This window comes from Streptomyces sp. NPDC002092 (assembly GCF_053593775.1).
Map to the genome: position 1 here is coordinate 145,594 of NZ_JBSFDG010000012.1, position 25,419 is coordinate 171,012.

Consider the following 25,419-nt stretch of genomic DNA (forward strand, 5'->3'; position numbering starts at 1 on the left):
CCCGGCCGACGTCACCTGGCCCTCCTCGCCGCCTGACGGGCGCCGTGGACGGCGAGAGCCGCAGCAGGAGCCCGTACCACGATCCGGTGAGGCGGTCGGCACGATCCCAATCAGTCCGGTCACCGGGAACAGCGCATCAGCACGGTGGCGGGGCCCGTCCACAGTAACCACCGAGTCCTGGAGGCCATCCAGCAGTCCCGGGAGACCGGAAGCGCGGACGAACCCGTACCCGGGACTCTGGCCGACGAGTCGGCGGCCGGGGCCTGGGCAGGCCCCGCTGCCCCGCCGCTCTGCGTCATGCCTACATCCACCCCGCGTCGTGTGACCGAGCCGCCGCGAGCTGCCCCTCGGTGAGAGCCGACGGGTCCGGCCTGCTGACCACCGCCCAGTGCTTGCCGACGGGGCAGCGGGCATAGCGCGTGGACGGGGTGAGACGCAGAGACTTGATGCCGACGAACGGTATCCATGTGGCCGTGTAGAGGTGCCCTGCCGCGCACTGCACGATCGACTTCCTGGCCACGTGTCTCCCTTCTCCTTGGTGTCTCAGGCTTCTCATGGGTGTCTCAGGCGGACTCGACCTTGAAGTTGCTGCCGTTGCGCGGGCCGAGTCGCGCTGTCACCCGCGGCTGTGTGCGTGCGTCGCCCGGCACCGTGAGTTCCTCAGTGCCTACGCCCAGTCGCGCCCCGCGCTGGCCTTTGTAGCGGAAGAACACGGCGATCTCGTGGACTCCCGGCTCGATCGACACCTCCGTCGTGCCCCACCTCGCGGGCCACTCGACGCCGTCGATCTCCACCACCGGCCTCGTCAGGGCGCGGTGGAAGGGCAGTGCCACCAGCGACGGACGGATGTCGACGAGGACCTTCACCATGACCATCACCGAATTCCTTGCCTAGTTACCTATCTGCGTACTTGCGTCGAGTTGCTGCCGTACGTCGACGTGCCTCAAGCCGACGACGACAGCACCGACTCCGGGCGGAAGCCTTTCGCGATCCCGATCAGGCTGCCCACCGCGATCAGTACGGTCACCCCGCCCGCGTACAGCAGCAGCCTTGTCGGGCCCAATGGGTCCAGGGCCATGGACATCGCCAGCAGGGCGCCGAAACCCGGCAGCATCGCGGCCAGGCTGACCAGGCCGCCGCCATTGCCCGCAAGGGCGCCGGCACCGGGTTGGGACAGACGCGGAAACAACAGGTTGAGCAGCAGGGCGAGGGCCGCGCCCGCCCAGGTGGCGAGGAGTGGGAGTACCAGAGCGAGCGTCAGGTAGCCGGCGTCCGGCCTGAGGCTGTCGTGGTGCAGAACGCTGGACAGCGCGAGAGCGAGGGCACCGAGCACGCTCATCACCGCCCACTGACCCGTCGTGACGACGAGTGCGTAGCCGAGCAGTCCGCCCGCGATGCTCGCCGGGTTGTAGGGGGCGCCGAGCATCACCTCGAGCGCGCCGACCCCGGCCTCCGCTCCAACCACGTTGCGCACCGCGAGACCGGCGCCCACCGTGCCGTGCAGGGCGACGACGCCGGGCATCAGCACGAGCAACAGCCCGGCCGCGACCGTGTCCCCGTGCGCCCCGTACTGCAGGCCGAGCCGGGCGCTGCTGGCCGCGCCGTTCATGTCCGAGTCGTCGGCCAGCAGGGGCAGGGCGACCATCGAGGCGACCGTCAGCACGAACGGCAGGAACACCGTGGCGAAGTTTCGCAGCCGCTCCCGTCTCATCCGCCACAGCAGAGCGGACGTCAGGATCCTGGCCCGCGTCACATCGAACGGGAGACTACGCCGCGTCACGGGATGTGCCTTCCCTTTGCAGTTGCTGATAGACGTCCTCCAGCGGGTTCCGGGCGGGTACCACCTCTCGTACGCCGATCCCTTCCCTCACCAGGTCGGCGACCAGCGACTCCGCCGCCCCCTCGTCGGGCACCTCCACGACTACGGCACCCCGCTGCTCCTCGTAGCGGTGGCCGAGCCGATCGAGGACCGCCGGTACGTCGCCGGAGCCACGGATGCGCAGCCGGTAGGCGCTGCCGAGCAGGGCGGTGCGCAGCGCGGCCGGTTCACCTCGGCCAACGATGCGTCCTTCCTGCAGCACCGTAACGTCGTCGGCGAAGCGGTAGGCGTCGGCCAGGGCATGCGTGGAGACGACGACCGTGTGACCTTGGTCGGCCAACTTGCGGAGGTGGTCTGCCAGTTGCTCCGTAGTACTCGGGTCGAGGCCCGACATCGGCTCATCCAGCAGCAGAATCGGCGGTTGTCCCAGAAACGCCTTCGCCAGGCCGGCACGCTGGTTCTGGCCGCGGCTGAGGCTGCCGATGCGGCGGTCTGCGAGGTCGGTGAGGCCAAGCAGGTGCAGGACTTCCGCGATCCGCTCCTCGGAAGGCCCCGGCGGCAGGCCGAGGATGCGCGCCCAGTACCGCAGGTTGTCCACGACACTCAGCCGCGGTGCGAGCGCCGAGCGATGTGTGGCCAGGGCGATCTGGGACTTGGCCTCCGTCTGCGCGTTCGGGTCGGTGCCGTCCACGAGAACGGTGCCCTCGAAGGGCGCGAGAATTCCGGCGAGCACACGGAACGCCGTTGTCTTGCCGGCGCCGTTCGGTCCGAGCAGTACGTGAATTCCCGCACCGTATTCCAGATTGACGTCCCGGAGCACCAACCGGCCCCGGTAACCCGCAGAGACATTCAGGACTTCCAGCTTGGCCACCGGCTCAACGTAGCACTGCCGGTGAGCGACCAACTGAGCTGTCATCAGGGCCTTTTCCAGGGGGGAGTTGCTCGGCGGGGGGTTGCTCGGCGGGCGTCGCGTCCGGCGATGTGTGCAGCAGTGGCATCGACGCGACAACCGAGCAGCCGATCATCACGAGGGCGAAGCTCCACAGGCCCATCAGCAGGATGATCGAGCCGTGCAGCAGGATGTCGAGGACCAGGCCCACCTTGCGCCAGCGATCAGAGCCCAGGATGCAGACGGCGATGAGTAGTTCGACGACGAGTGCGCCCCAGGTCATGCCGATCACGATCACCGGATACTTGGAGAGGGCGAGCAGGAGCCCGTCCCAGGGCTTGGCCACGCCGAACATGTTGTCGCGCAGGAAGTAGTACTCAGCCGTGCCGTTGGCCCAGTCGGCGACGCCGAACTTGCTGATGGCGGTGTCGAGATAGATGTAGGCGAGCTGCAGCCGGACCGCCCAGAACGCGGCGTAGGCGACGGCGTGCCCGGACGGGCTGAGCGGTTTCGTCGGCGGGCTCCACTGCCAAGTCCGGTTGTCCGTGAGGAGGATCGGCAGCATGAGGAGAGACATGACCATGCCCACGGACTCGCCACCGTCCGGCACGGTGATGCTCACCGCGATCGAGTAGATGGCCCACAGTTGCGGAATCGCCGTCCAGCGCGGCCGGTACCCGACTGCGGCCACCAGGAGCACGGCAACCAAGGTCCATCGGGCGTACTCCGCATGGGAGGTACCACCCACCAGGCAGTACGCGGACGCGGCGCGTACTCCCCCGCAGCGCGCGCCGTTGCTGATGGTCAGGACCGGGGTGAGCAGCGCCTTCGACGGGGTGATGAGCACCACGGTCAGCTCGGCGAAGCAGATCAACGTGCGCCCTACACCGAACCATCGTGAGCGGAAGTCGAAGGCGGAGAGCCGGCGTTGGAGCCGGGCGGTTTGTTCCTCGGCCATTGTGGAGACAGCGGTACGGGAGGCGGCTATCAGCATGAGACATCCAGGTGGGCGATTCTGATGGTGCGCCGGTCATATGGCACGAGGTTCCGGTACGACCAGGGCACGACGCGTTCCTGAGTGATGAAGGAGTCCCCGCACACGGTCCTTACGGGGTTCCGGTTCTTGACCTTCTCGGCCGGGCGTGCGGCCGCTTCGTGGAGACAGATCTCCAGATTTCCCGCGCACGGCTCCCATCGGGTCACCGAGGTGTTGATGTACGCGATCTCGGGACCCTGAGCGCGCTGGCTGCGGTTGAGTCCGAAGAGGTTCGACGGATTGCCCTGCGGGGTCTTCAGGAGATTCTTGGAGTGCTTTCCGTCGAAGGCGTAGGTGCCGATCTGGATGCCCTCCGGGTCCTTGGTGAAGAAGGCCCAGATCTCTGGGGTGACTTCGTTGAAGTACTGGCGTGCGCCCTTGGAATGGCGACTGCTGAGTGCGTTGCTCGGCAGCGTGTAGAAGAGCGCGACGAGAAGGTAGGCGACCATGACTGCCAGCGTGCTCGCGAAGATGTACAGCTGCCGCCTTGCGACAGGCGTCGACATGCGCGGATTTTTCCTTTCCCCGTGGAACGGACGGGACACTCCCTGCCGTGCTGACGCCCCTGCGGGGGCCTGCCGCGCCGCGGTCGCGGCAGGCCCCCGCGAAGAGACATCAAAGAGACATCAGAGAGCAGCGGTGACCGCCGCGACGAAGTCGTTCGCGTCGAGCTGGTCCGACTGCTTCAGATCGAAGCTGTAGCTGGCTGCGGCCGGAGCTATCACCACGACCACAGCAACCTCCGCGCCCGCGGCGACGTTGGTGCCCACAGCGACGTTGATGCCGGCTGCGACGTTCGCCACGGTCACGATGTTGGACTTGGTCCACACCCAGCCGTTGGGGCGCGCGATGACTGCACTGTCGAGCGTCTTGGCCTTGCTGTCCGCGGCCATGGCTGCCTTGAGGTCGTCGTTCAGCGCCACCATGCCCTGCTGCACCGTGAACGGGTCCTCGGACTGGACCGCCGTCGTCACCTTGGCGTGGAAGGAGGAGTCGACCTGGTGCAGCTTGTTCATCAGGTACGACAGCTGCGCAGGCGTCACCGAGGCATCCGAGCGGCGGCTGCGAATCTGCTTGGCCAGCTCCGGGTGGTCCTGGGCGGCCTTGCCCTGGCCGAAGACCAGGAAAGCGACCACGTCACTGTCCGAGTAGCCCTGCGCCGCCTTGGCCGCGGCAGCCGGGGCCGTGTGCGCCGCCTGAGTGTCCGCCGAAGCGGTGCCGACCAGGCCGGTCGCCAGGGTGGCGGTGAGCACGGCACCGATCAGCGGCTTCTTCAATCTCATGACGGAGTTTCCCCTGTTCATTGAAGAGATTCCCGAGAATTCCCATTGAATTTACGGGCGTTGAGGTTTTCCCTCAGCGACTCAAAAGTTATTCGAGAATCCAATCGGCGACAAGGATTGCCCGACCGGAGGTTGATACAGGGGGTCTATTGGGCAACGTTTCAGGAATTGTTTTCCAGCGCGCGGGCCACATGAAGCCAGGCCTCCGCGTAATCCCGGGCGATTCGCGCGACATCATCAGCGCGATGAGCCGGAACACCAAGGACGAGCTTCTGCCACCCCGCAGGACCTGCCGGATGAATGCTCAGCAGCTGCAGGAACCTGCGCCCCGATTCGGAGTGCCGCACGGAGGGGTCGCGGCGCAGACTGTCGAGCAGCGCGGCACCCGTGAGGCCGGTGGAACCGCTGAGCCCGCCGGAGCCACCGGAACCGCCTTCGCTGTGACCACGCGGCGCGTCACCGTCCGACGGACCGCCACCCCTCAGCCTGGGCGGCAGCAACTCCCGTCCCTGACGGAACCGTTGACGTACGTCGCTCGCCGTCGCCAGGGACGTCCCCGCGCGTCGGGCGAGCTCGCGCAGTGAGATCTGCGGATCCTGCGCCAGTAACTGGCCGGCGAGCAGGCGTCCTTCGGCCGGATTCAGCGGCCGCGCACGGCCGTCGAGGCCCACCCGCTTGTTCGACTGTGGCCCGTCTTCGGTCGAACACCCCCGGAGGGCCGCCACAGCCTTGGCCGACAGACAGGTCATCGAGGCGATGCGCCGGTCGGACCAGTGCGGGTGCGAGGCAATGATACGCCTCGCGGCTGCGGTCCTGTCGTGGAACGAAAGTGGTTTGCCATGAGCCAGGTTGAGCTGGACTGCAAGCAGGAAGGCGGCCTCTTCGTCGCCGTCGAAGTACCGGACCTCGATGTCGCTCTTTCCGCGCAGCTCCGCCGCCCTGATCCGGTGGACGCCGTCGAGTACCCGCATCGTCGGGCGGTGCACAACGACAGGCGGCAGCGGTACACCGAGGTCGGCGAGCGTCCGTACGTGCCGGTCGTCTGCGCCCGACGTGCGGGGCGAACTCACTCCGGACAGCAGGTGGATGGGCACCCGCTCCACGGTCCGATCGAAAACTGCACCAAGTTCCTGCTGCGTTACCGTACCGACCGCTCCCACCACGGTCTCCGGATTCACCGATGTTGCCGACGCCACAGCACCCTCTCCCCGTGAGTGGAGCCAACTGATGGCTCCGCCCGGCGGTCGTCCGTCGCCTCGGAATTCGGAGGCAACGGCTGGGCTTTCACCACAGTTGAGATCATCGTGCGTCAAGACCCTAGCCCAGCCGACTACTTCCTTCAACTGACATGCAGCAGCTGAACCCTACGTGGATTCACCTGAGTGGAAAACTCGGTCAATGGCAGGTGGCGGGGAGACGTGATCACACAGGAGACCAATCGCTGGCCGGCGGCCGAACTCAACTGGCTCTTCGTGACCGCCCGGTACCAGGCAGGCTGCGAGGACGGGCGCCCTGCACGAGCAGGTGGCCAGTGCCATTCGGTGCGCCATCGTCGGGGGAAACCGAGTGCCAGGTGGCCCCCCGGCGGACTCGTTGAGGCACGGCACAGGCAGGCGTGAGTGAAGGGGGCTGCAACTCGATCCGGCCGGGCGGCTCGGGAGAGCCGGTCCTGACTGGACGTCGTTCATGCCTCGCGCCCCCGAAGCCGCCCTCAGACTCCAGCATCCGCACAGCGGGCCTGTTCAGGCGAATGGGGTCGGCCGGCCGCCACCACGAGTCGAATGTCGTGCAGAGCTTTCAGGTCGTCCAGGGGGTTGCCTCCGACCACCACCAGGTCGGCCCGGAATCCTGGGGACAGACGGCCCGTGTCGTGGGCGAGGCCGAGGGCGTCGGCGGCCTCGACAGTGGCGGATGCGATCACCTCGGCCTTGGACAGTCCGATGTGTTCCAGGAACTCCAGGCTGGATGCGAGGCCGTCGAAGCCGGAGCGTGGTATCCCCGCATCGGTGCCGGCGATCAGGCGCACGCCCTGCTCGGCCATTCGGCGGGCGGGGGAAAAAGCCTCTCGGGCCCGTTCAGGTCCGACCCGTTCGGCGAATGACTGCCAGTTGGGGTGGGTGGCCGGACACACACGGATTCCTCTGGCCACGATCTCCGCGACCAGATCCTCGCGGAGATCGACTCCGCCGTCCGCTGTCATCCAGGTGCAGTGTTCGATGGTGTCGACCCCAGCGGTGATGGCCGCGGCGATTCCCGTGGTGCCATGTGCGTGGGCCGCGACAGGAAGGCCGGCCCTGCGCGCCTCTTCCACAGCTGCAGCCAGTTCCTCCGTGGTGAACTGAGGTTCCCAGATGGCGGGACCGCCGCGGGTCAGGCCGCCTCCGGTTGCCATCAGCTTGATCACGTCCGCGCCCTGTCGTGCACTGTGCCGTACGGCTTTCCGAATCTCTTCCTCACCGTGGACCTCACCGCCGAGAAACCAGCAGTGGCCCCTGCGTGACGTCACGGGTGGACCGGCCGCCATGATGCGCGGTCCGGTCTGCCTTCCCGCTGCTATCTCGTCCCGGAGCCGGAGGGCAAGGCCGCCGCGGTCGCCGAGATCGCGGACGGTGGTGACTCCGGAGCCGAGGAGCTTCCGGGCACGCCCCGTCATGTCGTCCAGCAGTATGGCGTCATCACTCGCACGCAGTGAGGCAACCGGATCGGAGCCTGCGTCGAAGCTCAGGTGGACATGACAGTCGATGAGTCCGGGAAGCACAGTGGCGTCGGGGAAGGACAACGTCTGGTGGTCTCGCGTGGCCTGCGTCTCCACATGCTCGCGATGGCCGACAGCGACGATCCGGTCTCTGGTGATGAGGACCGCCGCATCCCGGATGTGTTCATTGACCGGACCGAGCAACATGTACCCGGCATTGATCAGAAGGTCAGCCACGCCGACTCCCTCGGTTCTGTCCGCTTTTCTTATTAGGTGTCACGGGATGTTCGGCGGTCCAGCGCGTCCGAGAGCATGACGAGCTGTCGGACGTCCTCGTCGAAGTTCTGGGTCTGCGGTACGGCCACGGCAGCCGCGCTGTATGGAGCTTCGCGGCCTTCCGCCTGGGTCTTGAGAGCGGCACGCAACCGGTCCGCAAGAAGATCGGCCGCCGAATCGGATTGGACGGGTCCTGTCACATCTGTCTGCTCGAGGTACGGGCTGATGCGCACCAAGCCGTCGCGGCACTCGATGGCGCGACGGTAGTAGCGACGGTCCACCCCTCGCGGCCGCCTCAGAAGTCCGCGTGGGCTGAGTCGGTCGTGGTGCAGGGCATGCTGCGGGTACGCCTCATGCAGCAGGCTCCACAATGGCTGCAGGCGGTGGTACGCCCTCCGTCGGTGCCGACGCAGGCGCATAACCGACAGTCGGGTACGGACAGCCGGGTAGCCGATTCCGATGACGAACAGGACGATCGCCACTCCAATGAGATGTCCGGAGATCTTCGTAATTCCGGGAGAGACCGTGCCGCCACGCCAGCGAACCACCGTCAGCGCGGCGCGGATCGCACTGGCGGCGGCTATGGTCGCGAGCGCGAACCCGATGAGCCGCAGGCCTGCGGCCAGGGGGCCCCGGGATGCTCGCCGACAACGCAGGGTCCAGAGCAGTGCCATGGTCAGGGCGTAGACGAGATACAAATCGGCGAGGAGATAGAAGACCGCGAGGCCGGAAACCCGCATGTCGACAGTCTTGTAGTCGCCTCCCGTGTCCTGTCCGGCGGCGGCAATCGTGGCCAGTGAGGTGCCCAGGATGGTGACCACGAGAGGCAGTGCCTCCCAGCGCGCACGCACTCGTCCTCGTTCGGAATCGGCCGCGGAGTACAGGTAGAAGCACATCAACCAGAAGACCATGCAGAACACGAAGATGTTCTGCACCAGCCGCGGAGCTCCGACCCCGCCGACAGAGCGGATGACGCGAGCCGAAGGGGACAGAGCGAGACCGAAAGAGGCAGCCGCGCATATCAGACACAACGTGACTGCACGCAATGGAGCGTCGTGCGGGGCTCTGATGAGCTGACGGGTTTTCCAGCCTACGATCAGGACGAAGGCCGCGCCGACAAACAGTGTGATCGCGATCACTGCCATCCCTGCCGATCGCTGAGCGCAGCCTGGACCCGGCCGACTGTCGGGTCTGTGGACGACGGCGAGTCGACGAAGTCCAGAACGGAGGCCCATTCGAGGATGATGGTGGCGACCAGCTCAGCCTCCCGCTCGTGTGCCTCTTCGTAGGAGGAACGCCGAAGTGCTTTTCTGATGACGTCGGTTGGCAGGTCTGGAAACTGCCTCTTCAAGAACTCGTCATCAGACTCCGGACCCCTGTGATCCGCGATGATGTGGCCGATTTCGTGCAGGATGATGTGGTCCTGGTGAACTTTGCTGGTTTCGAGCTGGTAAAAGATGTAGTCGGCCGAACCCGACGCGATCCACAGCCCGAACGGGCCGGGCACCGGCAAGGGATAGGGCATCAGCCGGATAGGGCGTCCCCGCTGCTCCCCAAGTAGTCGGCACAGGACTTCGACTTTCAGCGGTGGCTGTATGTCGAGTTGTTGCAGCATGCGCCTGCAGTGTCGGCGCAGCTTCCGTTCGCGCAAGGTGTTCCCCCGGTGTTCCTGGTCATGGTCCGGTGTCACACATACAACACGGTGTGGTTGCGCAGCGAGAGGGGATCAAGTCATTGGCCAGGCGGTTTCTGCCGCTCGGCCTGCTCCAGGCGATAGACGACGTCGAGGAGATCCATGACCTGCTTACGGCGGTCCGCGGACAACTCGCCGGCTCGCATCGCCATGAGCTTCACGTCGCTCGCGGCAGGATCCTCAGCCAAACGTGCTTGGACCTCGGTCAGTTGCTGCAACTGCTGCGTGATGCGATCACCGGCCTCACCCTCGAGAAAGTAGGCTGTCGCGACTCCGAAGAAATCGGCCAGTGCCTCAAGGTGTCTCAGCGTCGGGTTGGTCTTGATGCCCTTGCGCAGCTGCCAGATGTAACTCTGGGAGATCGTCACTCCTTTGCCTCTGATTGCAGCCGCGACGTGTTCATTGCTGTACTCGCGGCCGGCTTCGGATCGGATGGCCGCGAAGAGCCTGTTGAGCTTGTCCGCCAGGCTGTGGTCGGCTTCGTGGGTCATCGAGCCTCCTTGCTGCGCACCCCGACATGGTTCCACTGAGGTGAACACCTGCAAAGTGTAGCCGAGTTACGTCAGTTGAAAAGGGTCACCCGGCGCGCCGGCGCACGGAGTGATGGTCGCGGTTGTCCCCGGCGTAGGCGTAGCTGCCGGAGGCGTCGACGGCCGTCGTCGCCGTGCCCTGGGACGTGGCCGCCTGCTGGGTGACGGAACCCGAGCTCGAGCGGGTCACCTGTGTGCGGTGCGGGCCCGCTTGGTACTGCGTCGCCGAAGAGACCGTAGGTCAGGAACATGCGGAGACAGACTCTCCGACAGGCGGACGGTCTTGGGCGACGTACGCACGAAAGCCCCCAGGTGGTGATCCTGGGGGCTCGGCAGGACGACAGTCTCACCTTCGCATACGGCGGCCGACCTGCGCCCTTGTTTATTGCTACGAGGGGTCGTTACGGCGGTTGCTACGACAGCTGCGACTGCACCTGGGCGGAGATCAGCTCCAGGTGGTCCAGATCGGCCAGGTCGAGGATCTGGAGGTAGAGGCGGCCGGCGCCGGTCTCCGCATAGCGGCCGATCTTGTCGACGACCTCGGACGGGGTGCCGGCCAGGCCGTTGGCCTTCAGTTCGTCGACCTCGCGGCCGATCGCGGCGGCCCGGCGGGCGACTTCCTGGTCGTCCTTGCCGACGCAGACGACCAGGGCGTTGGAGTAGACGAGGTCCTCGGGTCGCCGGCCGGCCTCCTCGGCGGCGGCGCGGACCCGGGCGAACTGGCGCTCGCTGTCCTCGATCGAGGCGAAGGGCATGTTGAACTCGTCGGCGTACCGCGCGGCCAGCCGCGGGGTGCGGGTCGCGCCGTGGCCGCCGACCAGGACCGGGATCTTCTCCTGGGCGGGCTTGGGCAGCGCGGGCGAGTCGGTGAGGTCGTAGTACTTGCCGTGGAAGTCGAAGGTGTCGCCGACCTTGGTCTGCCACAGGCCCGTGACGATCTCGAGCTGCTCCTCGAGCCGGCCGACCTTCTCCTTCGGGAACGGGATGCCGTACGCCTTGTGCTCCTCCTCGAACCAGCCGGCACCGAGGCCGAGTTCGACGCGGCCGCCGGACATCTGGTCGACCTGCGCGACCTGGATGGCGAGCACGCCGGGCAGACGGAAGGTGCCGGCGGTCATGAGGGTGCCCAGGCGGATGCGCTTGGTCTCGCGGGCCAGTCCCGCGAGGGTGATCCAGGCGTCGGTGGGGCCGGGCAGGCCGTCCACGGAGCCCATGCGGAGATAGTGGTCGGAGCGGAAGAAGGCGTCGAACCCCAGCTCCTCGGTGGCCTTGGCCACCGCGAGCAGCGTGTCGTAGGAGGCCCCCTGCTGGGGCTCGGTGAAGATGCGAAGATCCATACCTCCATCCTGCATGCAACGGTGCCGGTCAACCCCACCGGTCCCTCCGGGCACTCCCGTCCACGGTCGGGTGAAAATCCCTCATCGGCGGGCTGGTCCACACCCGCGCCAGTGACCCGCCCCGGTGGTGGTCGTTGGCTCGTGCGGAGCCGGACCGCCCGGCACCCGCGCCGGCGGCCGTCGCCGGGATGTCACCCGATCGGCCTCCTGGCGGGGGCCTGGGGCCGAGGAGGCCGTCATGTCCGAAGAGTCCGTGCCGCAGCAGGGCGGCGGCACCGGCCGGCCGAAGGGCTTGCTGCAGCAGATGGAGGAGCTGATGGCGGCGCTGAACGCGGACCTGTCGGCCCTGGACGCGGATCTGCAGTCCGCGGGGCGGGGCGCGGAGGAGAGCGAGGCCGGCTGAGACACCGGGGCCCCCGGGGCCGTTCTAACCCGCCTCCCGCTCGGGTAACGCCTCTTCCCGGTCCGCGAGTCTGCGCAGCATCTCCCGGACCCGGTCCCTGGACTCGTCCGCCGCGTCGATGGCCTCCATGCACTGCCAGTAGGTGCTCTCGTCGTCCGCGGCGCAGGCGAGTCCCACCAGGGCGATGCCCACCTCGCCCAGGAGGCCGCCGAGGCAGAGCAGGGCCTGGCGGGCGTCGCCCAGGTCGGTGAGCTGGGCCGCGCGCAGGTCCTCGGTGGCGAGGTGCGGGTTGTCGAGGACCCCGCAGCCCCGGCCCGCCAGCTCCGTCAACCCCAGTGCCTCGCCGCGCAGTTCGGGCGGCCCGGAGACCGCGAGGCGGCTGCCTATCGCCTGCGCCAGGGCCTGCGCCTGCCACACCTCGGTCATGGTCTCCGGAGCGTCGCCGCTCCCTGCAAGGGCACGTCTGCTCGTCACGATGAGCCGCACAGCGTCCATGCCGCTGCCCCCGTCTGTCTGGACGCGCTGCCCGCACGTCCGCCCGAACTCCGTTGTCCACTACCCAGAGTGAGGGCGTGCGGGACGAATAGCCAGAGGAAGACCGAAATCTGTGGACAACAAATCGGTTTCGGGCCGGTTTTTGACTCCGGAGAGTGAAAGTGGACTGAACCACTCCCGAAGGCCGCCCTGTTCGACTACGGCGCCGGGAACCTCCGTTCGTTGCGGTCGATCTTCGCGTCGAGCGCCACGAGCGGGTCGATGTCCAGGACGTCGCACAGCTGCAGCAAGTAGGCGAGCACGTCCGCCACTTCGTCCGTCACGCGGTGCGCGGTGTCCGGGTCGTCCATGACGCGGGCGGACTCCTCCGGCGTCAACCACTGGAAGATCTCGACCAGTTCGGAGGCCTCCACGCTGAGCGCGGCGACGAGGTTCTTGGGGGTGTGGTACTGCCGCCAGTTGCGGGCGGCGGCGAAGTCGGCCAGCCTGCGCTGCAGTTTCGCCACGTCGAGATGATCGGTCACGGCTCCAGGTGTACCACCGTGAGGGGCTCCTGCCCGGCCGTCCCGGCGGCCCACGAGGCGTCGCTGACCGCGGCCACGACGCGGATGTGGCCGCGGTCTGCGGTCCGCAGGGCCAGCCGCAGCAGCTCCCGTCGCTGCCGGGGGTCCAGTGAGCGGTCGAAGCCGTCGGCGAGGACGGTGAGCGTCTGCATGGCCGCGGGCACCTCGCCTGCGGTGTCCACCTCCAGGACGCCCGGCCCGGTCAGCAGGACCAGCGCGAGGGCGAGGTATCTCAACTCGCCGTCGCCCAGGCGCCGCAGAGCCGTCCGGAAACCGTCGCCGCGGTCGAGGAGGGCCTGCACCGTCCCGTCGCCCAGCGGCTCGGCGAGAACGTCGGCTACCGGCCCCGCGCAGCCGGCGCGCACCGCCTCGACGAGCAGCGCGTGTCGTCGTGTGCACTCGGCGCGGGTGCGCCACAGGACGTCGGCGAGGTTGTCGCAGCCACCGAGGAGCAGTCCGGAGCCGAGCGGGGCGGGGGCCCGCATCCGCCCGGGGCGCGGATCGCAGGCGAAGACGGACCGCAGGGCGACCACCATCTGTTCGGCGGCGGCGAGCACCCGGCGCTGTCCGTCGGTCTTGCCGGCCACCCGCAGTGGCAGCAGGGCGGTGCCGAGCCGGTCGTCGGGCAGCGGCGCCCGCGTCACCGGCGCCGAGCCCGCGGTGTGCCAGGCGGCCTGCACGGTCCGGCGGGAGGGGTCGCGCAGGGCGGTCTCCAGGAGCACAAGACCGCCCGCGGTCAGCCGCTCGCCCACGATGCGCAGTTCGGGTTCGGCCTGCACGGCGACGTCGAGCCGGACCGGCCCCTCGGGCCCGTCGGCCGTACAGCCGATACGGAAACCGCGCCGCCGCTGCGCATCGGGCCGCGCCCGCTCGGGCACGCAGTCGGCCGCGTCGGGGAACACCACCCCGACCTCGGCGCCGCCACCGAGCCGGGCCAGTGCCTCGTACGCCCGCAGCGCACTCGTCTTCCCGCAGCCGCTGCCCCCGGCGAAGAGGGTGACCGGCCCGAGCACGAACCCGGCCCGCCGGTGTCCGGCGAAGGCGGACAGCCGCAGCTCGGTGACGCAGGGCCGGTCCGGGCGCGGGCGCTCCGCGAGGGTGCGCAGCGGGGACGAGGTATCGGAGTTCGGCGCGGGCGGCACGGATGACACGGTCATGTCCGGACCGTAGGACCGTGCCCGGAAGGTGAACCGTTACGGCGTCGGGAGCTTCCTACGATCGGGGGACCAGGGTCAGGAGCCGGCCACCGAGGCGCTCTCCACCAGGTCGGTGACCTCGGTGTCCGCGGGGGCCAGCAGGAAGACGTTGCGGTCGACGCGGTGCATGCCGCTCGCGAGGCCGAAGACGACTCCGGTGCTGAAGTCCAGGACGCGCTTGGCGACCTCGGCCTCCGCCCCGCTCAGGTCGAGCAGGACGGGAACGCCTGCCATCAGGGTCTCGGCGACCTCTCGGGCGTCGGCGAAGACATTGACCCTGAGGACGACGAAACGCCGCCGGGCCTCCGTCGGGGCTTCCGGGTGCGCGCGGTGGTCCACCGCGGACGGCCAGGCGTCGCGTCCGCGCAGCGGCACGACCTGGGCGAGCCCTTCCCACTGTTCATCGGTGACGTCGTGGCTGTTCACCGGCTCCCCCCGAACTGACTCGCACTCATTGCCTGCACCAGCCAATTCTTACGCCAAGTCACCCGTTCGGCCCAACAGCGACACGGTCCGCGACCGTCACAACCGTTCCGCGGCGACGAGAACCGGTCAGGTATGAGCCGGTTCCTGATCGAACAAGGCCTCTTACCCGCCTCACACCGGATTCTTCACCTCCGGCCGCGTACTGCTCACCGGGCGCCACTAACGTGCCCCGACGTGCACTTGGCAGAAACCCAGCTGGTGACACCCGGCCGGCGGACGCAGTCGGCGGTGTCCGCCGCACCGGAACCCCCCGCGCAGTGGCATCGCGTGCTGACTCTGCTGGCGAACGTCAGCCTGTTCATCGGTACGCGCACGGTGTGGACGCAGGCGGCAAGTCACCGGCCGGCCGTGGCTGCCGTCATCTCGGTGTGTTACGCCTCGATCCTGGCGTGCGGGGTGCTGGCGCTCGTCGTGCGCCGGGCCCGGTCGCTCGCGCGGCTCGACGCGGTCGTGCTGGTGACCGCCGTGGTCCTCGCCCTGTGCGCCTGGGCCATGAACCACGGCGGCTCGGACGAGGCGGTGCTGACCACACAGGCCGCCAAGGAGCTGGTCGCGGGCCACTCCGTCTACGGGCATCCGTGGCCCTGGCTCTTCCAGAAGGGCATCGCCCTCACCACGACCTTCGACGGCGGCTACGACTACACCTACGGCTATCCCCCGCTCGCCCCGCTGCTCACCGCACCCCTGCTGTGGATCGGCCACGGCGGCGCCCCGGCGACGGCGGTCAGCACGGGCGCGCTGATCGTCGGCACGGTCGTGCTGTGGCGGATGCTGCCCGTGCAGTGGCGGTCGGCGGCGACCATGGCGTGCCTGGGCTTCGGGTTTCTGCCGACCTACGGCCGTGAGGGCTACCCGGCGATCATCGCGCTGGCCCTGCTGATCCCGGTGGTGGTGCGCTGGCCGCGGATCGGGCAGGGCGGGCGGCTCGGCGCGGCCGGTGTCGCGCGGGCCGCATGCCTGGGTGCCGCGTGTGCCGCACAGCAGCTGCCCTGGTTCCTGACGCCGTTCCTGCTGGCCGGGATCTACGCGGTGCGCCGCGGCGAGCTCGGCGGACGGGCCGCGACGCTGGTGGTGGCGCGGATCGCCGGGATCACCGCGACCGTGTGGCTGCTGATCAACACGTACTTCGTCGTGAGCGAGCCGAGCAGCTGGATCGGTGGCATCGCGCTGCCGCTGACCCAGGGGGCGACGCTGCACGGGCAGGGCCTCGTGGGCGTGTCCCTGTACTACACGAACGGCAGCGACCGGGTCGACTGGTACGGGCACGCGAGCATGCTGCTGGCCGCGGCCCTGCTCGGGCTGCTGATCCTGTTCATGCGCCGGCTGGGGCCCGCGGCTACCGTCCTGCCCTGGTGCGCCTTCTATTTCGCGACCCGGTCCCAGGACGGCTACTACCTGATGATGACGCCGCTGTGGCTGGCGACCGCCATCACCGCACCGCCGTCCGAGTTCGTACGGGCCTGGCAGCCGCGCCCGCGTCTGCTGACCGGCCCCCGCCGGCGCCCGGCGCTGACCGCGACGGCCGCGCTGCTGGTCGCCCCTGCGCTGGTCAGCGCCATCGTGGCGGTCACCGGGAAGCCGCCGCTCAGGATGGAGGTCGCCTCAGTGCGCCGGACGGCGGCGGACGCGAACGTCCTCAGCCGGCTGAGCCTGCGGGTCACCAACAAGGACGACAGCGCCCTGGAACCGCACTTCATGCTCACCGTCGGCCAGGGCCTGCGCCAGTACTGGACGGTCCTGAAGGGACCGGCCACCCTGCCCGCGCACGCATCGGCCGACTATGTGCTCCGGGCGCCCGACGGGAAGTTCACCCTGCCGGGGCCGAAAGGCCGGCTCCGGCTGCGGGTCTTCACGCCCAGCCCGCAGACGCTGTCCAGCATGGACCTCCACCTGCGGGTGCGCGGCACCCGCTGACGCGCGTCAGGCCGCCGTACGCACGAAGCGGAGGGTGGCGGCGACCGTGGTCAGGCCGCGGATCATGCCCAGCTGGTTCCAGCCCAGGCCGAATTCGCCGCGGTCCACGGTGAACTCCGTGTCCAGCGTGAGCGCGTCGGCGTCCGCACCGGACAGGCGGGCGGTGAGGGTCTGCGGGCGGCTGATGCCGCGCACGGTCAGCTGACCGGACACCTCGACGGTGTCGCCGGCGCCCGCCTTCGCGCTGCGGACGGCGAAGGTGATCTCGGGGTGGTTCTCGGTGTCGAAGAAGTCGGCCGAGCGCAGGTGCTCGTCCCGCTTCTTGTTCTTGGTGTCGAGGGTGGCGGCGTCCAGGGTCAGGGTGCCGGTGGCGGAGCCGTCGGGCTGTACCTCACCCTGTCCGCCGACGGCGTCGAAGGTGCCCTTGACGGTGACGAGGCCCCACATCGTCTTGTGGCGCAGGGCGACGGTGGAAGCGGCGGCGTCGAGCTGCCAGACACCGGTTTCGACGGCGACGGTCATGATCTTCTCCAGTGAGCGTGAGCGGGGATCCGGGGGATCTGAGGGAGAACAAGTGCTTCAAATTTGGATGACTACGACCGTAGACCATTATCCAAATCTGGACAACCCTTCGGTCCAAAATTGAACAACGGGTAGACTCGAACCATGGCCGACCCCGAGGAGCACCCCACCGACCTGCCCGAATGCCCGTCCGCGCAGGGTGGCGGACTGCTGCCCAAGGAGCTGCGGGCCTGGATGGTGATGCTCGGAGCCGTGGGGGCGGTGGAGCAGGAACTGCGGTCGGTCGTGAAGGAGCGCCTCGATGTCTCGCACGACGAGTTCCTGATCCTGTGCCTGCTCGCCGAGCAGCCCAGGACGGGGCTGCGCATGACGCGGATCGCGGAGCTGCTCGGCCGCCCCAAGACCCGGCTCACCTACCAGATCGCCTGTCTCCAGCACGCCGGTCTTGTCACCCGCCAGTCGGTCTGCGGCGACAAGCGGGGCATCGAGGTGGCCCTCACCGACAAGGCCCGCCGGCTCCTGGAGGAGGCCTCCGGCACCCTGGCCTCGACGGTCACCCGGGCCCTGACCCATGTCATGGGCCCGGACCAGCACGAGGCGATGTGCGGCCTGCTGCCCGAGCTGGCCAAGGAGGCCGCACTCGCCGAGAAGCCCGGACAGCACACCTAGCGCGTGCTGACCCGCCCCCTCCTGGGTACTCGGCGGTCCCGTGCCGGCGATCGCAGGAGGGATCCATGGGCGCACTGGACCTGCCCGAACCCGTCGTCCGCAGCGGAGCCGCGCCGCCGGTCGACACGGCGGGCCTCGAGGCCGCGCTGCGTGAGCGGGTCGACGGCGAAGTCCGCTTCGACGCCGGGAGCAGGGCCGCCTACTCCACCGACGCCTCGAACTTCCGCCAGACCCCGATCGGCGTCGTCGTGCCCCGCACCCCGGAGGCGGCCGCGGAGGCGGTGGCCGTCGCCCGCGAGTACGACGCGCCCGTCCTGTCGCGCGGCGGCGGGACCAGCCTCGCCGGCCAGTGCACCAACGCGGGCGTGGTGATCGACTGGTCGAAGTACTGCCACCGGCTCGAGTCCGTGGACCCGGACGCCCGCACCTGCATCGTCCAGCCGGGCATCGTCCTCGACGACCTGAACCGGCAGCTCGCCCCGACCGGCCTGCGCTACGGCCCCGAGCCCGCCACCCACATGAACTGCACCATCGGCGGCATGATCGGCAACAACTCCTGCGGCGCCACCGCGCAGGCCACCGGCAAGGTCGTCGACAACATCGCCCGTCTGGAGGTGCTGCTCTACGACGGCACCCGGTTCTGGTGCGGTGAGACGAGCGACGAGGAGTACGCCGAGATCGAGCGCCAGGGCGATCTGCGGGCCGCGCTCTACCGGCAGTTGCGGGCCCTGCGGGACCGGTACGGCGACGAGGTCCGCCGCCGCTACCCGGACATCCCGCGCCGGGTCTCCGGCTACAACCTGGACTCGCTGCTGCCCGAGCACGGCTTCGACGTCGCGGGGCTGCTCGTCGGCAGCGAGTCGACGCTGGTCACCGTCCTGCGGGCGGAGCTGGAGCTGGTGCCCGTGGTCAAGGAACGGACGCTGGTCGTCCTCGGGTTCCCGGAGATCTCCGTGGCCGCCGACGCCGTACCGGCGATCCTGCCGTACGAGCCGATGGCGCTGGAGGGCGTCGACGCGCGGCTCATCAAGGACGAGCGGATCAAGCACCTCAATCCCAAGGCCCGCGCCCAGATGCCCAAGGGAAACGCCTTCTTGATGGTGCAGTTCGGCGGGGACACCCTTGAGGAGTCCGACGAGCGGGCGCACCGGATGCTCGACGGGCTGCACGAGTCCGAGCACGACGCCGAGGTCGCCTTCCTCGACGACCCCTCCCACGAGGAGGAGCTGTGGCAGGTGCGCGAGTCCGGCCTCGGCGCCACCGCGCACATCCCGGGCAGGCCCGACACCTTCGAGGGCTGGGAGGACTCGGCGGTGGCGCCGGAGCGGCTCGGCGACTATCTGCGCCGACTGCGCCGCCTCTACGACGAGTTCGGGTATCTCAGCGACACCGGACCCAGCCTCTACGGCCACTTCGGGCAGGGCTGTGTGCACACCCGGATCCCCTTCGACCTGTACTCGGCCGACGGGGTGGCCACCTACCGGCGGTTCATGGAACGGGCGGCCGATCTGGTCGCCGAGTTCGGCGGGTCCTTCTCCGGGGAGCACGGGGACGGGCAGAGCCGCGGTGAGCTGCTGCCGCGGATGTTCGGCGAGGAGCTGGTCGAGGCGTTCGGGCGGCTGAAGGCGGTCTTCGACCCGCTCGACCGGATGAACCCGGGGAAGGTCGTGGCGCCGTACCGGCTGGACGAGAATCTGCGCCTGGGCGGCGACTGGGCCCCGTACGCCCCCCGTGACCTGCACTTCCGCTTCCCGCACGACGGGGGCTCCTTCGCCGAGGCCGCCAACCGGTGCGTCGGCGTGGGCAAGTGCCGGCAGCTGACCAACCAGGGCGGCTCGGTGATGTGCCCCTCGTACCAGGTGACCCGGGAGGAGGAGCACTCCACGCGGGGGCGGGCGCGGCTGCTGTTCGAGATGCTCGACGGGCACGGCGACAGCGCGATCCGGGACGGCTGGCGCTCGGAGGCGGTACGGGACGCGCTCGACCTCTGTCTGGCCTGCAAGGGCTGCAAGAAGGACTGTCCGGCCGATGTGGACATGGCGACCTACAAGGCGGAGTTCCTGTCGCACCACTACGAGGGCCGGCCCTGGCACAGGCCCCGCTCCGACCTGTCCATGGGCTGGCTGCCGGCCGTCGCCCAGGCCGTCGGCCGGGCCAGGCTCGGGCCACTCGTCAACGCGCTCACCCACACCCCGCCGCTGTCCCGGGCGGCCGTGGCGGCCGCCGGGGTCGAGAACCGGGAGATACCGCTGTTCGCGGGGCGGACGCTGCAGCAGTGGTTCGCAGGCCGTGGTGAGACGTACGGCGACGGGTCCCGCGGCAGTGTCCTGCTGTGGCCGGACACCTTCACCAACTTCTTCCACCCGCATGTCGGGCAGGCGGCCGTGGAGGTGCTGGAGCACGCCGGCTGGCGGGTCGAGCTGCCGCGGGAGCCGCTGTGCTGCGGCCTGACATGGATCTCGACCGGTCAACTCGCCATGGCCGAGCGGGTGTTGAGCCGCACGGTGCGTCGTCTCGCCGGGCATGTCCGGGCGGGCGGGCTGGTGGTCGGCCTGGAGCCCAGTTGCACCACCGTGTTCCGTTCGGACATGAGCGAGCTCTTCCCCGGCGACCGTGACGTGCGCAGGCTCCGCGACCAGACGGTGACGCTGGCCGAGCTGCTCACCGAGCACTCCCCCGGCTACCAGCCCCCGCAGGTGCCGGACCGTTCGGCGCGGGCGCTGGCGCAGGTGCACTGCCACCAGCATGCGGTGCTCGGCTGGGACGCCGACCGCGAACTGCTCGGCCGGGCGGGCGTCGACGCGGAGCAACTGGAGTCCGGCTGCTGCGGTCTGGCCGGCAACTTCGGCTTCGAACGCGGTCACCTGGACGTCAGCGAGGCCTGCGCGGAACGCGTGCTGCTGCCCCGGCTGCGCGAGACCGACCCGGCGACGGTGCTGCTGGCAGACGGCTTCAGCTGCCGCACCCAGGTCCACGAGTTCGACAGCGGCGGCCACGAGGCGGTGCACCTCGCGGAGTTGCTGGCCTCGGCGCTGCCCGACGGTGCGCACGGCAGCGCCTACGGCGTCGGCGCGGGCGTACGGCCGGCCCCGCCGGGCCGCCGCGCCCAGTCCCTCGCCCTGGCCGGGGTGGGGCTGGGCGCGGCGGCCGCCGCAGCGGGCGTGACCCGCCTGCTGCGGCGGTGAGGAACCGCGGTCAGGAGGTCTTGGCGGAACGGTTGCGGACGAGCGCGAACGCCGCTGCCGCCAGGCCAAGCACGCCCACGACCAGCCCGGCGACACCGAGCCCGCGGGCGGTGGAGTCGCTGCCGGCCGCGCTCGACGTGGAGCCGGCGGCGCTCTTGGGCGCCGCCGACGAGGCCGAGGCGCTGCCCTCCTCGGCGCCCTTGGCGGTCAGCTTGAGGACCGGTGCCGGGTTCTCCGGCTCGTCCGCACCGGGCTGAGCCACGTCGATCCAGCGGACGGTCTTGCCGTCGGAGTACGTCTGGAGGGTCTTGAAGGTCAACTGGTCGGTGTCGTCGGGCAGTTGACCGAAGGCGACGTTGAAGTCCTGGTACTGCCCGGCTCCGATCCTGCCGCCCGTCCAGGTGATCTCGGAGACGGCGTCGGTGATGGTGCCGTCGTCGGTCTTGACGGGTGTCTTCAACTTGGTGTTGGTGACCTTCGCCGTCCAGCCGTTCTGCGGCGGCGACACGAGCACGCCGAGCACGGGGTGGTCGGTGGGCAGGAACACCTGCACCTTGGTGGTGCTCGCGGTGTCCTCCTCGTTGGGGACGCGGAAGGTGAGGACGCCGTCCGTGGCGCCCTTCGCATAGCTCTCGGGGTGGACGGTGACGTGCGCGGAGGCGATTCCCGCGGCGGCCAGGAGCCCGGCAGCGGTCAGCGCGCTGACGGTGCCGACGCGGCGCAGGGCGGTGCGTGCAGTGGACATGGGTGAGCTGATCTCCGTACTGAGGAAGGGATGTCGAGGTCAGATCGCGTACGACATCCCCGGCGGCGGACCGCGCCGCTGCACCGCGTGCCGCAGCAGCAGCCCCCGCAGCGGTCGCGGACCGTCGGCACCCGGGCGTACGGCGTCCGGCGCGGCCGGCACGGTCTTTGCCCCGCCGCGCACCCGCCACCAGGCCGCCAGGCCCGGTACGAGCGTGACGGCCCGCCGCAGCAGCGACCACAGCGCGGCCTCACCGCGCCGCAGCCACCAGGTCAGCACCACGGCCGCGCCGGCATGGGCGGCGGTGGCGTGCGGTGTCAGGGCGTGGGAGTGGCCCATGTGCATGGCGCCCATGCCCTGCATGCCGTGCATGAGCATCAGGGGGTGCGGGCGTACGGCGTCGAAGGCGAGGTGCAGTCCGCCCTGGGCCGTGAGCGTGCCCGCGCCGATCGCGGCCAGCGAGCGCTCCCGGGCGCCCAGCAGACAGCCGGCGCCGAAGACCGGTACGAACCCGGCGGCCTGCACCCACACGGGCGGAGCCGTCCCGGTCGCCAGTGCGTGTCCCCCGGCGGCGAGCAGCACGCACAGCGCGGCGAACACCGCCGCGCGCAGCACGCGTACCGAAGGGGACGCCCTCATGGCGCCCGATCCTGCCACGCGCCGGGGTGGCTGCACCCGGCGGATCCCCAAGCACACAGGTGCAGACTGGAGACCCGCGAAGAAGTGCCGAGCGAAGGCGGTGACGGGGTGACGGCCGGACTGCGCATCCGTATCGACGGCGTCGACCTGCCGGGCCGGGCCTGCGGGCCCGGCGGTGACATGCCCTCGTACTCCAACATCCATGTGGCCGTGCAGCGCCGGGACCGGCCGGGCGAGCTTCTCGATCCGCAGCCGGGCGACGCCGTGTCCGCGAGTTGGACGCTGGAGTGCACGGTCACAGGTACGGACGTCAAGGGGCCGTATGTTCAAGGGCGTCCGGGCGGGCGCTTCGTCTACCTGTCCTGGGGCACGGTCGACGACTCCGGTGCCTTCGGCATGTTCCGGCGGGCCAAGCTGATGCTGGACGCCGTGCCCGCCGAGGTGCTCGGCGCCGCCGTGCGCGAGGGACTGCTGGTGGGGCGGCTGCAGCTGACCGACGCCCGCGGAAACCCGCTGTGCGCACGGGTGGCGCCGCCGCACATCGCCTGGAGCGCGGGACGGGGGTGACGGCCCGGGGCCCGCGGCGGTCTGCGTAACATGGGCGCCGTGACAGCCCTTGCACACCATCGCGATGCGCCGCCAAGCGCTCCGCGGGCTGTGCGGGGCGCTGCGCCGGCTGTGCCAATGAGCGGCTTCGCGACGGGGCCGCGATCGGCCCTCGATCGTCTGCGGCGTCGTCGTGGCTGGTCGCGCCGTTCCCCGCGCCCCTTCGGGGCGCTGCCGAACCGTGGGGGACTTCCCTCGGTCTTCTTGATGCTCGGGCTGCTGGCCGGGCTGCTCGCCATGCACGGCCTGGCGCCCGGCGGCGCCCTTCACGAGCACCCCGCTCCGCGGCACGTGACGGCGGCGGTCGCCCTGCACGGCGACTGTGCGGGCGACGACTGCGGTGGTGGCCACGCCCAGCACGCCGACCGGACCTGTGCGTCCGGCGCCCTGAGCGGCGGGCCCACGCTGCCCGCGCTCGTCGCCGACCCGGTGGCCGCGCCTGCCCTCTCCGACGCCCCCTGCCCCTACGCGGGCACGGCCCCGGACGGTGCACGCGCGCCGCCCTCCCTGGCGGAACTGCAACTCCTGCGGATCTAGACACCACGCGGCACCGCGCCCCCGCACGACGGCGACGCGGTGCGCCTCGGCACGTACAGATCCCTTTCACGCAGCAACGCAGGAGTTCCAGCATGCGCAACACCCGTACCTCCGTGGCCCGTCGCACCGCCCTGGTGGCCGCGACCGTCACCGCCGGGCTCGTCCTGGCCGCCTGTGGCGGCGGCAGCGACAGCGGGAGCGGCGGCCAGGACAGCCACAGCTCCGGCTCGTCCTCGTCCTCGCCTTCGTCGAGCGCCGCCGCTCACAACGCACAGGACGTGTCCTTCGCGCAGGGCATGATCCCGCACCACCAGCAGGCCCTGGAGATGGCGAAGCTGGCGGCCGGCCGGGCCTCGTCCGCCAAGGTCAAGGATCTCGCCGCGCGCATCGAGAAGGCGCAGGACCCGGAGATCCGCACCATGAGCGGCTGGCTGAAGTCCTGGGGCCAGTCCGTGCCGTCGGCGATGCCCGGCATGGACCACTCGGCCCATTCCGGCATGGCCGGAATGATGGACACCAAGGACATGGACAAGCTGGCGAAGGCGTCCGGCGCGGAGTTCGACACCATGTTCCTGACCATGATGATCGAACACCACAAGGGCGCCGTACAGATGGCCGGCACGGAGAAGACCAAGGGCGCCTACACCCCCGCCACCACCATGGCGGACGCCATCATCACCGGCCAGACCGCCGAGATCAAAGAAATGAACAAGCTCCTCGGCAAGGCCTGACGTCCCGGGGAGGGGCCGGTGTCCGGTCCCTCCCCGCCGCCCTGAAGGGGCGTGCCCCTGAAGGGGCGCGGGGAACTGCGCGACCAGCCACAACGACGCAGCAGACAAAAACACTCAGCGCCCCCACGAAGCTCACCGCCCAAGCGCTGCAAGCACCTCCGCACAGACGGCCAAGGCCGTCTCCGCCGGCGTACGCGCCCCGATGTCCAGCCCGATCGGCCCATGGATACGCCCGAGTTGCCCCTCGTCCAGGCCCGCCGCCATGAGCCCGGCGGCGCGCCGCTCCTGTGTATGGCGGGAGCCCAACGCACCGACGTACGGGATACCGGAGGTCAGCGCGGTGTGCAGGGTGGGCACGTCCACATCGGGCTCATGGCTCAGCATGATCAGACAGGCGGCGGCCGGATGCGAGACAAGTAGCTTGCCCGCGTCCCGGGCGACCGACGTCACCGTGGCCCGCCAGCCGAGCAACCCGGCCTGGGCGACGAGGAGTTCGGCGAGTTCGCCGCCGCCGACGATGACGAGGTGGGGGACGGCGGGGCAGGTCTCGACGAGGCAGAGTCCGGCCTCGGTCGCGTGCACCTCGCGCCCGGCGCGGTGGCGGGCGAGCAGGTCGCGGGCGCCGGCGGCGGCCTGGGGCGGCACGTCCGGGCCGTCGGCCCGGTCGTCCGGGGTGACGACGACGCTGACGGCATGGGTCCGCCGCTCGTCCAGCCAGGTGACCAGCGCCGCGTCGGCACCCGCCGCGAGCAGTTCCCACCAGCGGGCCGGTACGGCGGCCAGGGGCTGGAGCAGGATCTCGGCCTGGCCCCCGCAGGTCAGCCCGGCCTGCTGCACACCGTCGTCGTGCACGGCCACCGCGACCACCCGGGCGGTGTGACCGGGCGGGAGCGAGGCCGCCTCGGCGGCCAGTTGCCGGTCGAAGGCGCCCCGGTAGAGCCGGCCGTGGCAGTGTCCGTCCTCGTCGACGAGGATCGCGTCGGCCGGATGCCGCGGCCCGAAGCCCCGCTCGCTGAGCGGCCGCGCAAGGACCGCCGCACGGCTCTGCGCCGTCCACTGCAGTGCCCTGTCCGCCAGTTCACGCATGTTCACCTCGCGATGTGCGCGCCGGCCAGCGTCGCCGCCCGCTCTTCTGCCGGGGGTCCGGGGGCCCGCGGCGGAGCCGCTGAC

Annotated in this window: 29 protein-coding genes; 7 read left to right on the forward strand and 22 right to left on the reverse strand. The window is 69.9% G+C overall.

Going from position 1 to position 25,419, the window contains the following annotated elements; all coding sequences use genetic code 11:
• Positions 1 to 301: 301 nt before the first annotated feature.
• The 14 genes from ACWCRD_RS27310 to ACWCRD_RS27375 all read right to left on the reverse strand — a co-directional run bounded on the left by ACWCRD_RS27310 (position 302) and on the right by ACWCRD_RS27375 (position 11,558).
• Positions 302 to 520, reverse strand: coding sequence for a hypothetical protein (locus ACWCRD_RS27310; protein ID WP_450968413.1), 219 nt, complete (start codon positions 518 to 520; stop codon positions 302 to 304).
• A 43-nt stretch (positions 521 to 563) separates the two neighbouring features.
• Positions 564 to 875 (reverse strand): hypothetical protein, encoded by a 312-nt coding sequence (locus ACWCRD_RS27315; RefSeq protein WP_450968414.1) that lies wholly within the window; start codon positions 873 to 875, stop codon positions 564 to 566.
• Positions 876 to 943: 68 nt separating this feature from the next.
• A complete protein-coding gene (locus ACWCRD_RS27320) occupies positions 944 to 1,780 on the reverse strand; it encodes a hypothetical protein (RefSeq protein ID WP_450968415.1) in 837 nt (278 codons plus the stop codon).
• On the reverse strand, positions 1,767 to 2,690 hold the full coding sequence (gene ccmA / locus ACWCRD_RS27325; protein WP_450968416.1) for a heme ABC exporter ATP-binding protein CcmA: 924 nt from the start codon (positions 2,688 to 2,690) through the stop codon (positions 1,767 to 1,769). The genes ACWCRD_RS27320 and ccmA overlap by 14 nt, the downstream gene beginning before the upstream one ends.
• Positions 2,691 to 2,694: 4 nt before the next feature.
• The gene (locus ACWCRD_RS27330) at positions 2,695 to 3,702 is read right to left on the reverse strand and encodes a sporulation-delaying protein SdpB family protein (RefSeq protein WP_450968417.1); all 1,008 of its coding nucleotides are present in this window, start codon (positions 3,700 to 3,702) and stop codon (positions 2,695 to 2,697) included.
• Complete coding sequence (locus ACWCRD_RS27335) at positions 3,696 to 4,250, reverse strand: SdpA family antimicrobial peptide system protein (RefSeq protein WP_450968418.1); 555 nt, start codon at positions 4,248 to 4,250, stop codon at positions 3,696 to 3,698. Before ACWCRD_RS27335 ends, ACWCRD_RS27330 begins: the two co-directional genes overlap by 7 nt.
• Before the next feature lie 120 nt (positions 4,251 to 4,370).
• Complete coding sequence (locus ACWCRD_RS27340; protein ID WP_450968419.1) at positions 4,371 to 5,027, reverse strand: sporulation delaying protein family toxin; 657 nt, start codon at positions 5,025 to 5,027, stop codon at positions 4,371 to 4,373.
• Positions 5,028 to 5,188: 161 nt separating this feature from the next.
• Complete coding sequence (locus tag ACWCRD_RS27345; protein WP_450968420.1) at positions 5,189 to 6,223, reverse strand: hypothetical protein; 1,035 nt, start codon at positions 6,221 to 6,223, stop codon at positions 5,189 to 5,191.
• 515 nt (positions 6,224 to 6,738) lie between these two features.
• Positions 6,739 to 7,959 carry an amidohydrolase family protein gene (locus ACWCRD_RS27350; RefSeq protein ID WP_450968421.1) on the reverse strand — a complete coding sequence of 407 codons (1,221 nt, stop codon included), beginning with the start codon at positions 7,957 to 7,959 and terminating at the stop codon, positions 6,739 to 6,741.
• A gap of 32 nt (positions 7,960 to 7,991) precedes the next feature.
• A complete protein-coding gene (locus ACWCRD_RS27355) occupies positions 7,992 to 9,137 on the reverse strand; it encodes an MAB_1171c family putative transporter (RefSeq protein WP_450968422.1) in 1,146 nt (381 codons plus the stop codon).
• On the reverse strand, positions 9,134 to 9,613 hold the full coding sequence (locus tag ACWCRD_RS27360) for a hypothetical protein (protein ID WP_450968423.1): 480 nt from the start codon (positions 9,611 to 9,613) through the stop codon (positions 9,134 to 9,136). The genes ACWCRD_RS27355 and ACWCRD_RS27360 overlap by 4 nt, the downstream gene beginning before the upstream one ends.
• 116 nt (positions 9,614 to 9,729) lie before the next feature.
• Positions 9,730 to 10,182 (reverse strand): helix-turn-helix domain-containing protein, encoded by a 453-nt coding sequence (locus tag ACWCRD_RS27365; protein WP_450968424.1) that lies wholly within the window; start codon positions 10,180 to 10,182, stop codon positions 9,730 to 9,732.
• A gap of 85 nt (positions 10,183 to 10,267) precedes the next feature.
• Positions 10,268 to 10,411: a hypothetical protein gene (locus ACWCRD_RS27370; protein WP_450968425.1), complete on the reverse strand. Its 144-nt coding sequence runs from the start codon at positions 10,409 to 10,411 to the stop codon at positions 10,268 to 10,270.
• Positions 10,412 to 10,634: 223 nt separating this feature from the next.
• Entirely contained in the window at positions 10,635 to 11,558 is a 924-nt protein-coding gene (locus tag ACWCRD_RS27375) for an LLM class F420-dependent oxidoreductase (RefSeq protein ID WP_450968426.1), read from the reverse strand.
• Between the two features lie 238 nt (positions 11,559 to 11,796).
• Between ACWCRD_RS27375 and ACWCRD_RS27380 the strand changes: the two genes are divergently transcribed.
• Complete coding sequence (locus tag ACWCRD_RS27380) at positions 11,797 to 11,961, forward strand: hypothetical protein (RefSeq protein WP_181922541.1); 165 nt, start codon at positions 11,797 to 11,799, stop codon at positions 11,959 to 11,961.
• Between the two features lie 24 nt (positions 11,962 to 11,985).
• Here the strand turns inward: ACWCRD_RS27380 and ACWCRD_RS27385 are convergent, their stop codons facing one another.
• From ACWCRD_RS27385 to ACWCRD_RS27400, 4 genes are all read right to left on the reverse strand, one after another.
• Complete coding sequence (locus tag ACWCRD_RS27385; RefSeq protein ID WP_450968427.1) at positions 11,986 to 12,456, reverse strand: DUF6099 family protein; 471 nt, start codon at positions 12,454 to 12,456, stop codon at positions 11,986 to 11,988.
• A 197-nt stretch (positions 12,457 to 12,653) separates the two neighbouring features.
• Complete coding sequence (locus ACWCRD_RS27390) at positions 12,654 to 12,980, reverse strand: nucleotide pyrophosphohydrolase (protein ID WP_450968428.1); 327 nt, start codon at positions 12,978 to 12,980, stop codon at positions 12,654 to 12,656.
• Positions 12,977 to 14,176: an ATP-binding protein gene (locus tag ACWCRD_RS27395; RefSeq protein ID WP_450968429.1), complete on the reverse strand. Its 1,200-nt coding sequence runs from the start codon at positions 14,174 to 14,176 to the stop codon at positions 12,977 to 12,979. The genes ACWCRD_RS27390 and ACWCRD_RS27395 overlap by 4 nt, the downstream gene beginning before the upstream one ends.
• Positions 14,177 to 14,251: 75 nt before the next feature.
• On the reverse strand, positions 14,252 to 14,641 hold the full coding sequence (locus ACWCRD_RS27400) for a cell division protein SepF (RefSeq protein ID WP_450968430.1): 390 nt from the start codon (positions 14,639 to 14,641) through the stop codon (positions 14,252 to 14,254).
• 234 nt (positions 14,642 to 14,875) lie between these two features.
• Between ACWCRD_RS27400 and ACWCRD_RS27405 the strand changes: the two genes are divergently transcribed.
• Entirely contained in the window at positions 14,876 to 16,615 is a 1,740-nt protein-coding gene (locus ACWCRD_RS27405) for a hypothetical protein (protein ID WP_450968431.1), read from the forward strand.
• Between the two features lie 6 nt (positions 16,616 to 16,621).
• Here ACWCRD_RS27405 and ACWCRD_RS27410 read toward each other — a convergent pair whose 3' ends face one another.
• Complete coding sequence (locus ACWCRD_RS27410) at positions 16,622 to 17,137, reverse strand: YceI family protein (protein ID WP_450968432.1); 516 nt, start codon at positions 17,135 to 17,137, stop codon at positions 16,622 to 16,624.
• 144 nt (positions 17,138 to 17,281) lie between these two features.
• Between ACWCRD_RS27410 and ACWCRD_RS27415 the strand changes: the two genes are divergently transcribed.
• Together ACWCRD_RS27415 and ACWCRD_RS27420 are read left to right on the forward strand one after the other, a co-directional pair.
• On the forward strand, positions 17,282 to 17,806 hold the full coding sequence (locus ACWCRD_RS27415) for a MarR family winged helix-turn-helix transcriptional regulator (RefSeq protein ID WP_450968433.1): 525 nt from the start codon (positions 17,282 to 17,284) through the stop codon (positions 17,804 to 17,806).
• A 65-nt stretch (positions 17,807 to 17,871) separates the two neighbouring features.
• On the forward strand, positions 17,872 to 20,991 hold the full coding sequence (locus ACWCRD_RS27420; RefSeq protein WP_450968434.1) for an FAD-binding and (Fe-S)-binding domain-containing protein: 3,120 nt from the start codon (positions 17,872 to 17,874) through the stop codon (positions 20,989 to 20,991).
• 10 nt (positions 20,992 to 21,001) lie between these two features.
• Here ACWCRD_RS27420 and ACWCRD_RS27425 read toward each other — a convergent pair whose 3' ends face one another.
• Positions 21,002 to 21,736 carry a YcnI family protein gene (locus ACWCRD_RS27425; RefSeq protein WP_450968435.1) on the reverse strand — a complete coding sequence of 245 codons (735 nt, stop codon included), beginning with the start codon at positions 21,734 to 21,736 and terminating at the stop codon, positions 21,002 to 21,004.
• A gap of 39 nt (positions 21,737 to 21,775) precedes the next feature.
• Positions 21,776 to 22,375: a hypothetical protein gene (locus ACWCRD_RS27430; protein ID WP_450968436.1), complete on the reverse strand. Its 600-nt coding sequence runs from the start codon at positions 22,373 to 22,375 to the stop codon at positions 21,776 to 21,778.
• Positions 22,376 to 22,483: 108 nt separating this feature from the next.
• Here ACWCRD_RS27430 and ACWCRD_RS27435 point away from each other — a divergent pair, with 108 nt between their 5' ends.
• The 3 genes from ACWCRD_RS27435 (at position 22,484) to ACWCRD_RS27445 (ending at position 24,249) form a co-directional block, all read left to right on the forward strand.
• Entirely contained in the window at positions 22,484 to 22,942 is a 459-nt protein-coding gene (locus tag ACWCRD_RS27435) for a DUF5990 family protein (RefSeq protein ID WP_450968579.1), read from the forward strand.
• A 246-nt stretch (positions 22,943 to 23,188) separates the two neighbouring features.
• Positions 23,189 to 23,518: a DUF6153 family protein gene (locus ACWCRD_RS27440; protein ID WP_450968437.1), complete on the forward strand. Its 330-nt coding sequence runs from the start codon at positions 23,189 to 23,191 to the stop codon at positions 23,516 to 23,518.
• 92 nt (positions 23,519 to 23,610) lie between these two features.
• Positions 23,611 to 24,249: a DUF305 domain-containing protein gene (locus tag ACWCRD_RS27445; protein WP_450968438.1), complete on the forward strand. Its 639-nt coding sequence runs from the start codon at positions 23,611 to 23,613 to the stop codon at positions 24,247 to 24,249.
• 132 nt (positions 24,250 to 24,381) lie between these two features.
• Here the strand turns inward: ACWCRD_RS27445 and ACWCRD_RS27450 are convergent, their stop codons facing one another.
• A complete protein-coding gene (locus ACWCRD_RS27450; protein ID WP_450968439.1) occupies positions 24,382 to 25,335 on the reverse strand; it encodes an XdhC family protein in 954 nt (317 codons plus the stop codon).
• Positions 25,336 to 25,419 lie beyond the last annotated feature (84 nt).

Coding starts and splice junctions, on each gene's coding strand:
- ACWCRD_RS27315 (WP_450968414.1), bottom strand. CDS start 875: ATGGTCATGGTGAAGGTCCTCGTCGACATCCGTCCGTCGCTGGTGGCA.
- ACWCRD_RS27330 (WP_450968417.1), bottom strand. CDS start 3,702: ATGCTGATAGCCGCCTCCCGTACCGCTGTCTCCACAATGGCCGAGGAA.
- ACWCRD_RS27335 (WP_450968418.1), bottom strand. CDS start 4,250: ATGTCGACGCCTGTCGCAAGGCGGCAGCTGTACATCTTCGCGAGCACG.
- ACWCRD_RS27340 (WP_450968419.1), bottom strand. CDS start 5,027: ATGAGATTGAAGAAGCCGCTGATCGGTGCCGTGCTCACCGCCACCCTG.
- ACWCRD_RS27360 (WP_450968423.1), bottom strand. CDS start 9,613: ATGCTGCAACAACTCGACATACAGCCACCGCTGAAAGTCGAAGTCCTG.
- ACWCRD_RS27365 (WP_450968424.1), bottom strand. CDS start 10,182: ATGACCCACGAAGCCGACCACAGCCTGGCGGACAAGCTCAACAGGCTC.
- ACWCRD_RS27375 (WP_450968426.1), bottom strand. CDS start 11,558: ATGGATCTTCGCATCTTCACCGAGCCCCAGCAGGGGGCCTCCTACGAC.
- ACWCRD_RS27380 (WP_181922541.1), top strand. CDS start 11,797: ATGTCCGAAGAGTCCGTGCCGCAGCAGGGCGGCGGCACCGGCCGGCCG.
- ACWCRD_RS27385 (WP_450968427.1), bottom strand. CDS start 12,456: ATGGACGCTGTGCGGCTCATCGTGACGAGCAGACGTGCCCTTGCAGGG.
- ACWCRD_RS27395 (WP_450968429.1), bottom strand. CDS start 14,176: ATGACCGTGTCATCCGTGCCGCCCGCGCCGAACTCCGATACCTCGTCC.
- ACWCRD_RS27410 (WP_450968432.1), bottom strand. CDS start 17,137: ATGACCGTCGCCGTCGAAACCGGTGTCTGGCAGCTCGACGCCGCCGCT.
- ACWCRD_RS27415 (WP_450968433.1), top strand. CDS start 17,282: ATGGCCGACCCCGAGGAGCACCCCACCGACCTGCCCGAATGCCCGTCC.
- ACWCRD_RS27420 (WP_450968434.1), top strand. CDS start 17,872: ATGGGCGCACTGGACCTGCCCGAACCCGTCGTCCGCAGCGGAGCCGCG.
- ACWCRD_RS27425 (WP_450968435.1), bottom strand. CDS start 21,736: ATGTCCACTGCACGCACCGCCCTGCGCCGCGTCGGCACCGTCAGCGCG.
- ACWCRD_RS27430 (WP_450968436.1), bottom strand. CDS start 22,375: ATGAGGGCGTCCCCTTCGGTACGCGTGCTGCGCGCGGCGGTGTTCGCC.
- ACWCRD_RS27440 (WP_450968437.1), top strand. CDS start 23,189: ATGCTCGGGCTGCTGGCCGGGCTGCTCGCCATGCACGGCCTGGCGCCC.
- ACWCRD_RS27445 (WP_450968438.1), top strand. CDS start 23,611: ATGCGCAACACCCGTACCTCCGTGGCCCGTCGCACCGCCCTGGTGGCC.
- ACWCRD_RS27450 (WP_450968439.1), bottom strand. CDS start 25,335: ATGCGTGAACTGGCGGACAGGGCACTGCAGTGGACGGCGCAGAGCCGT.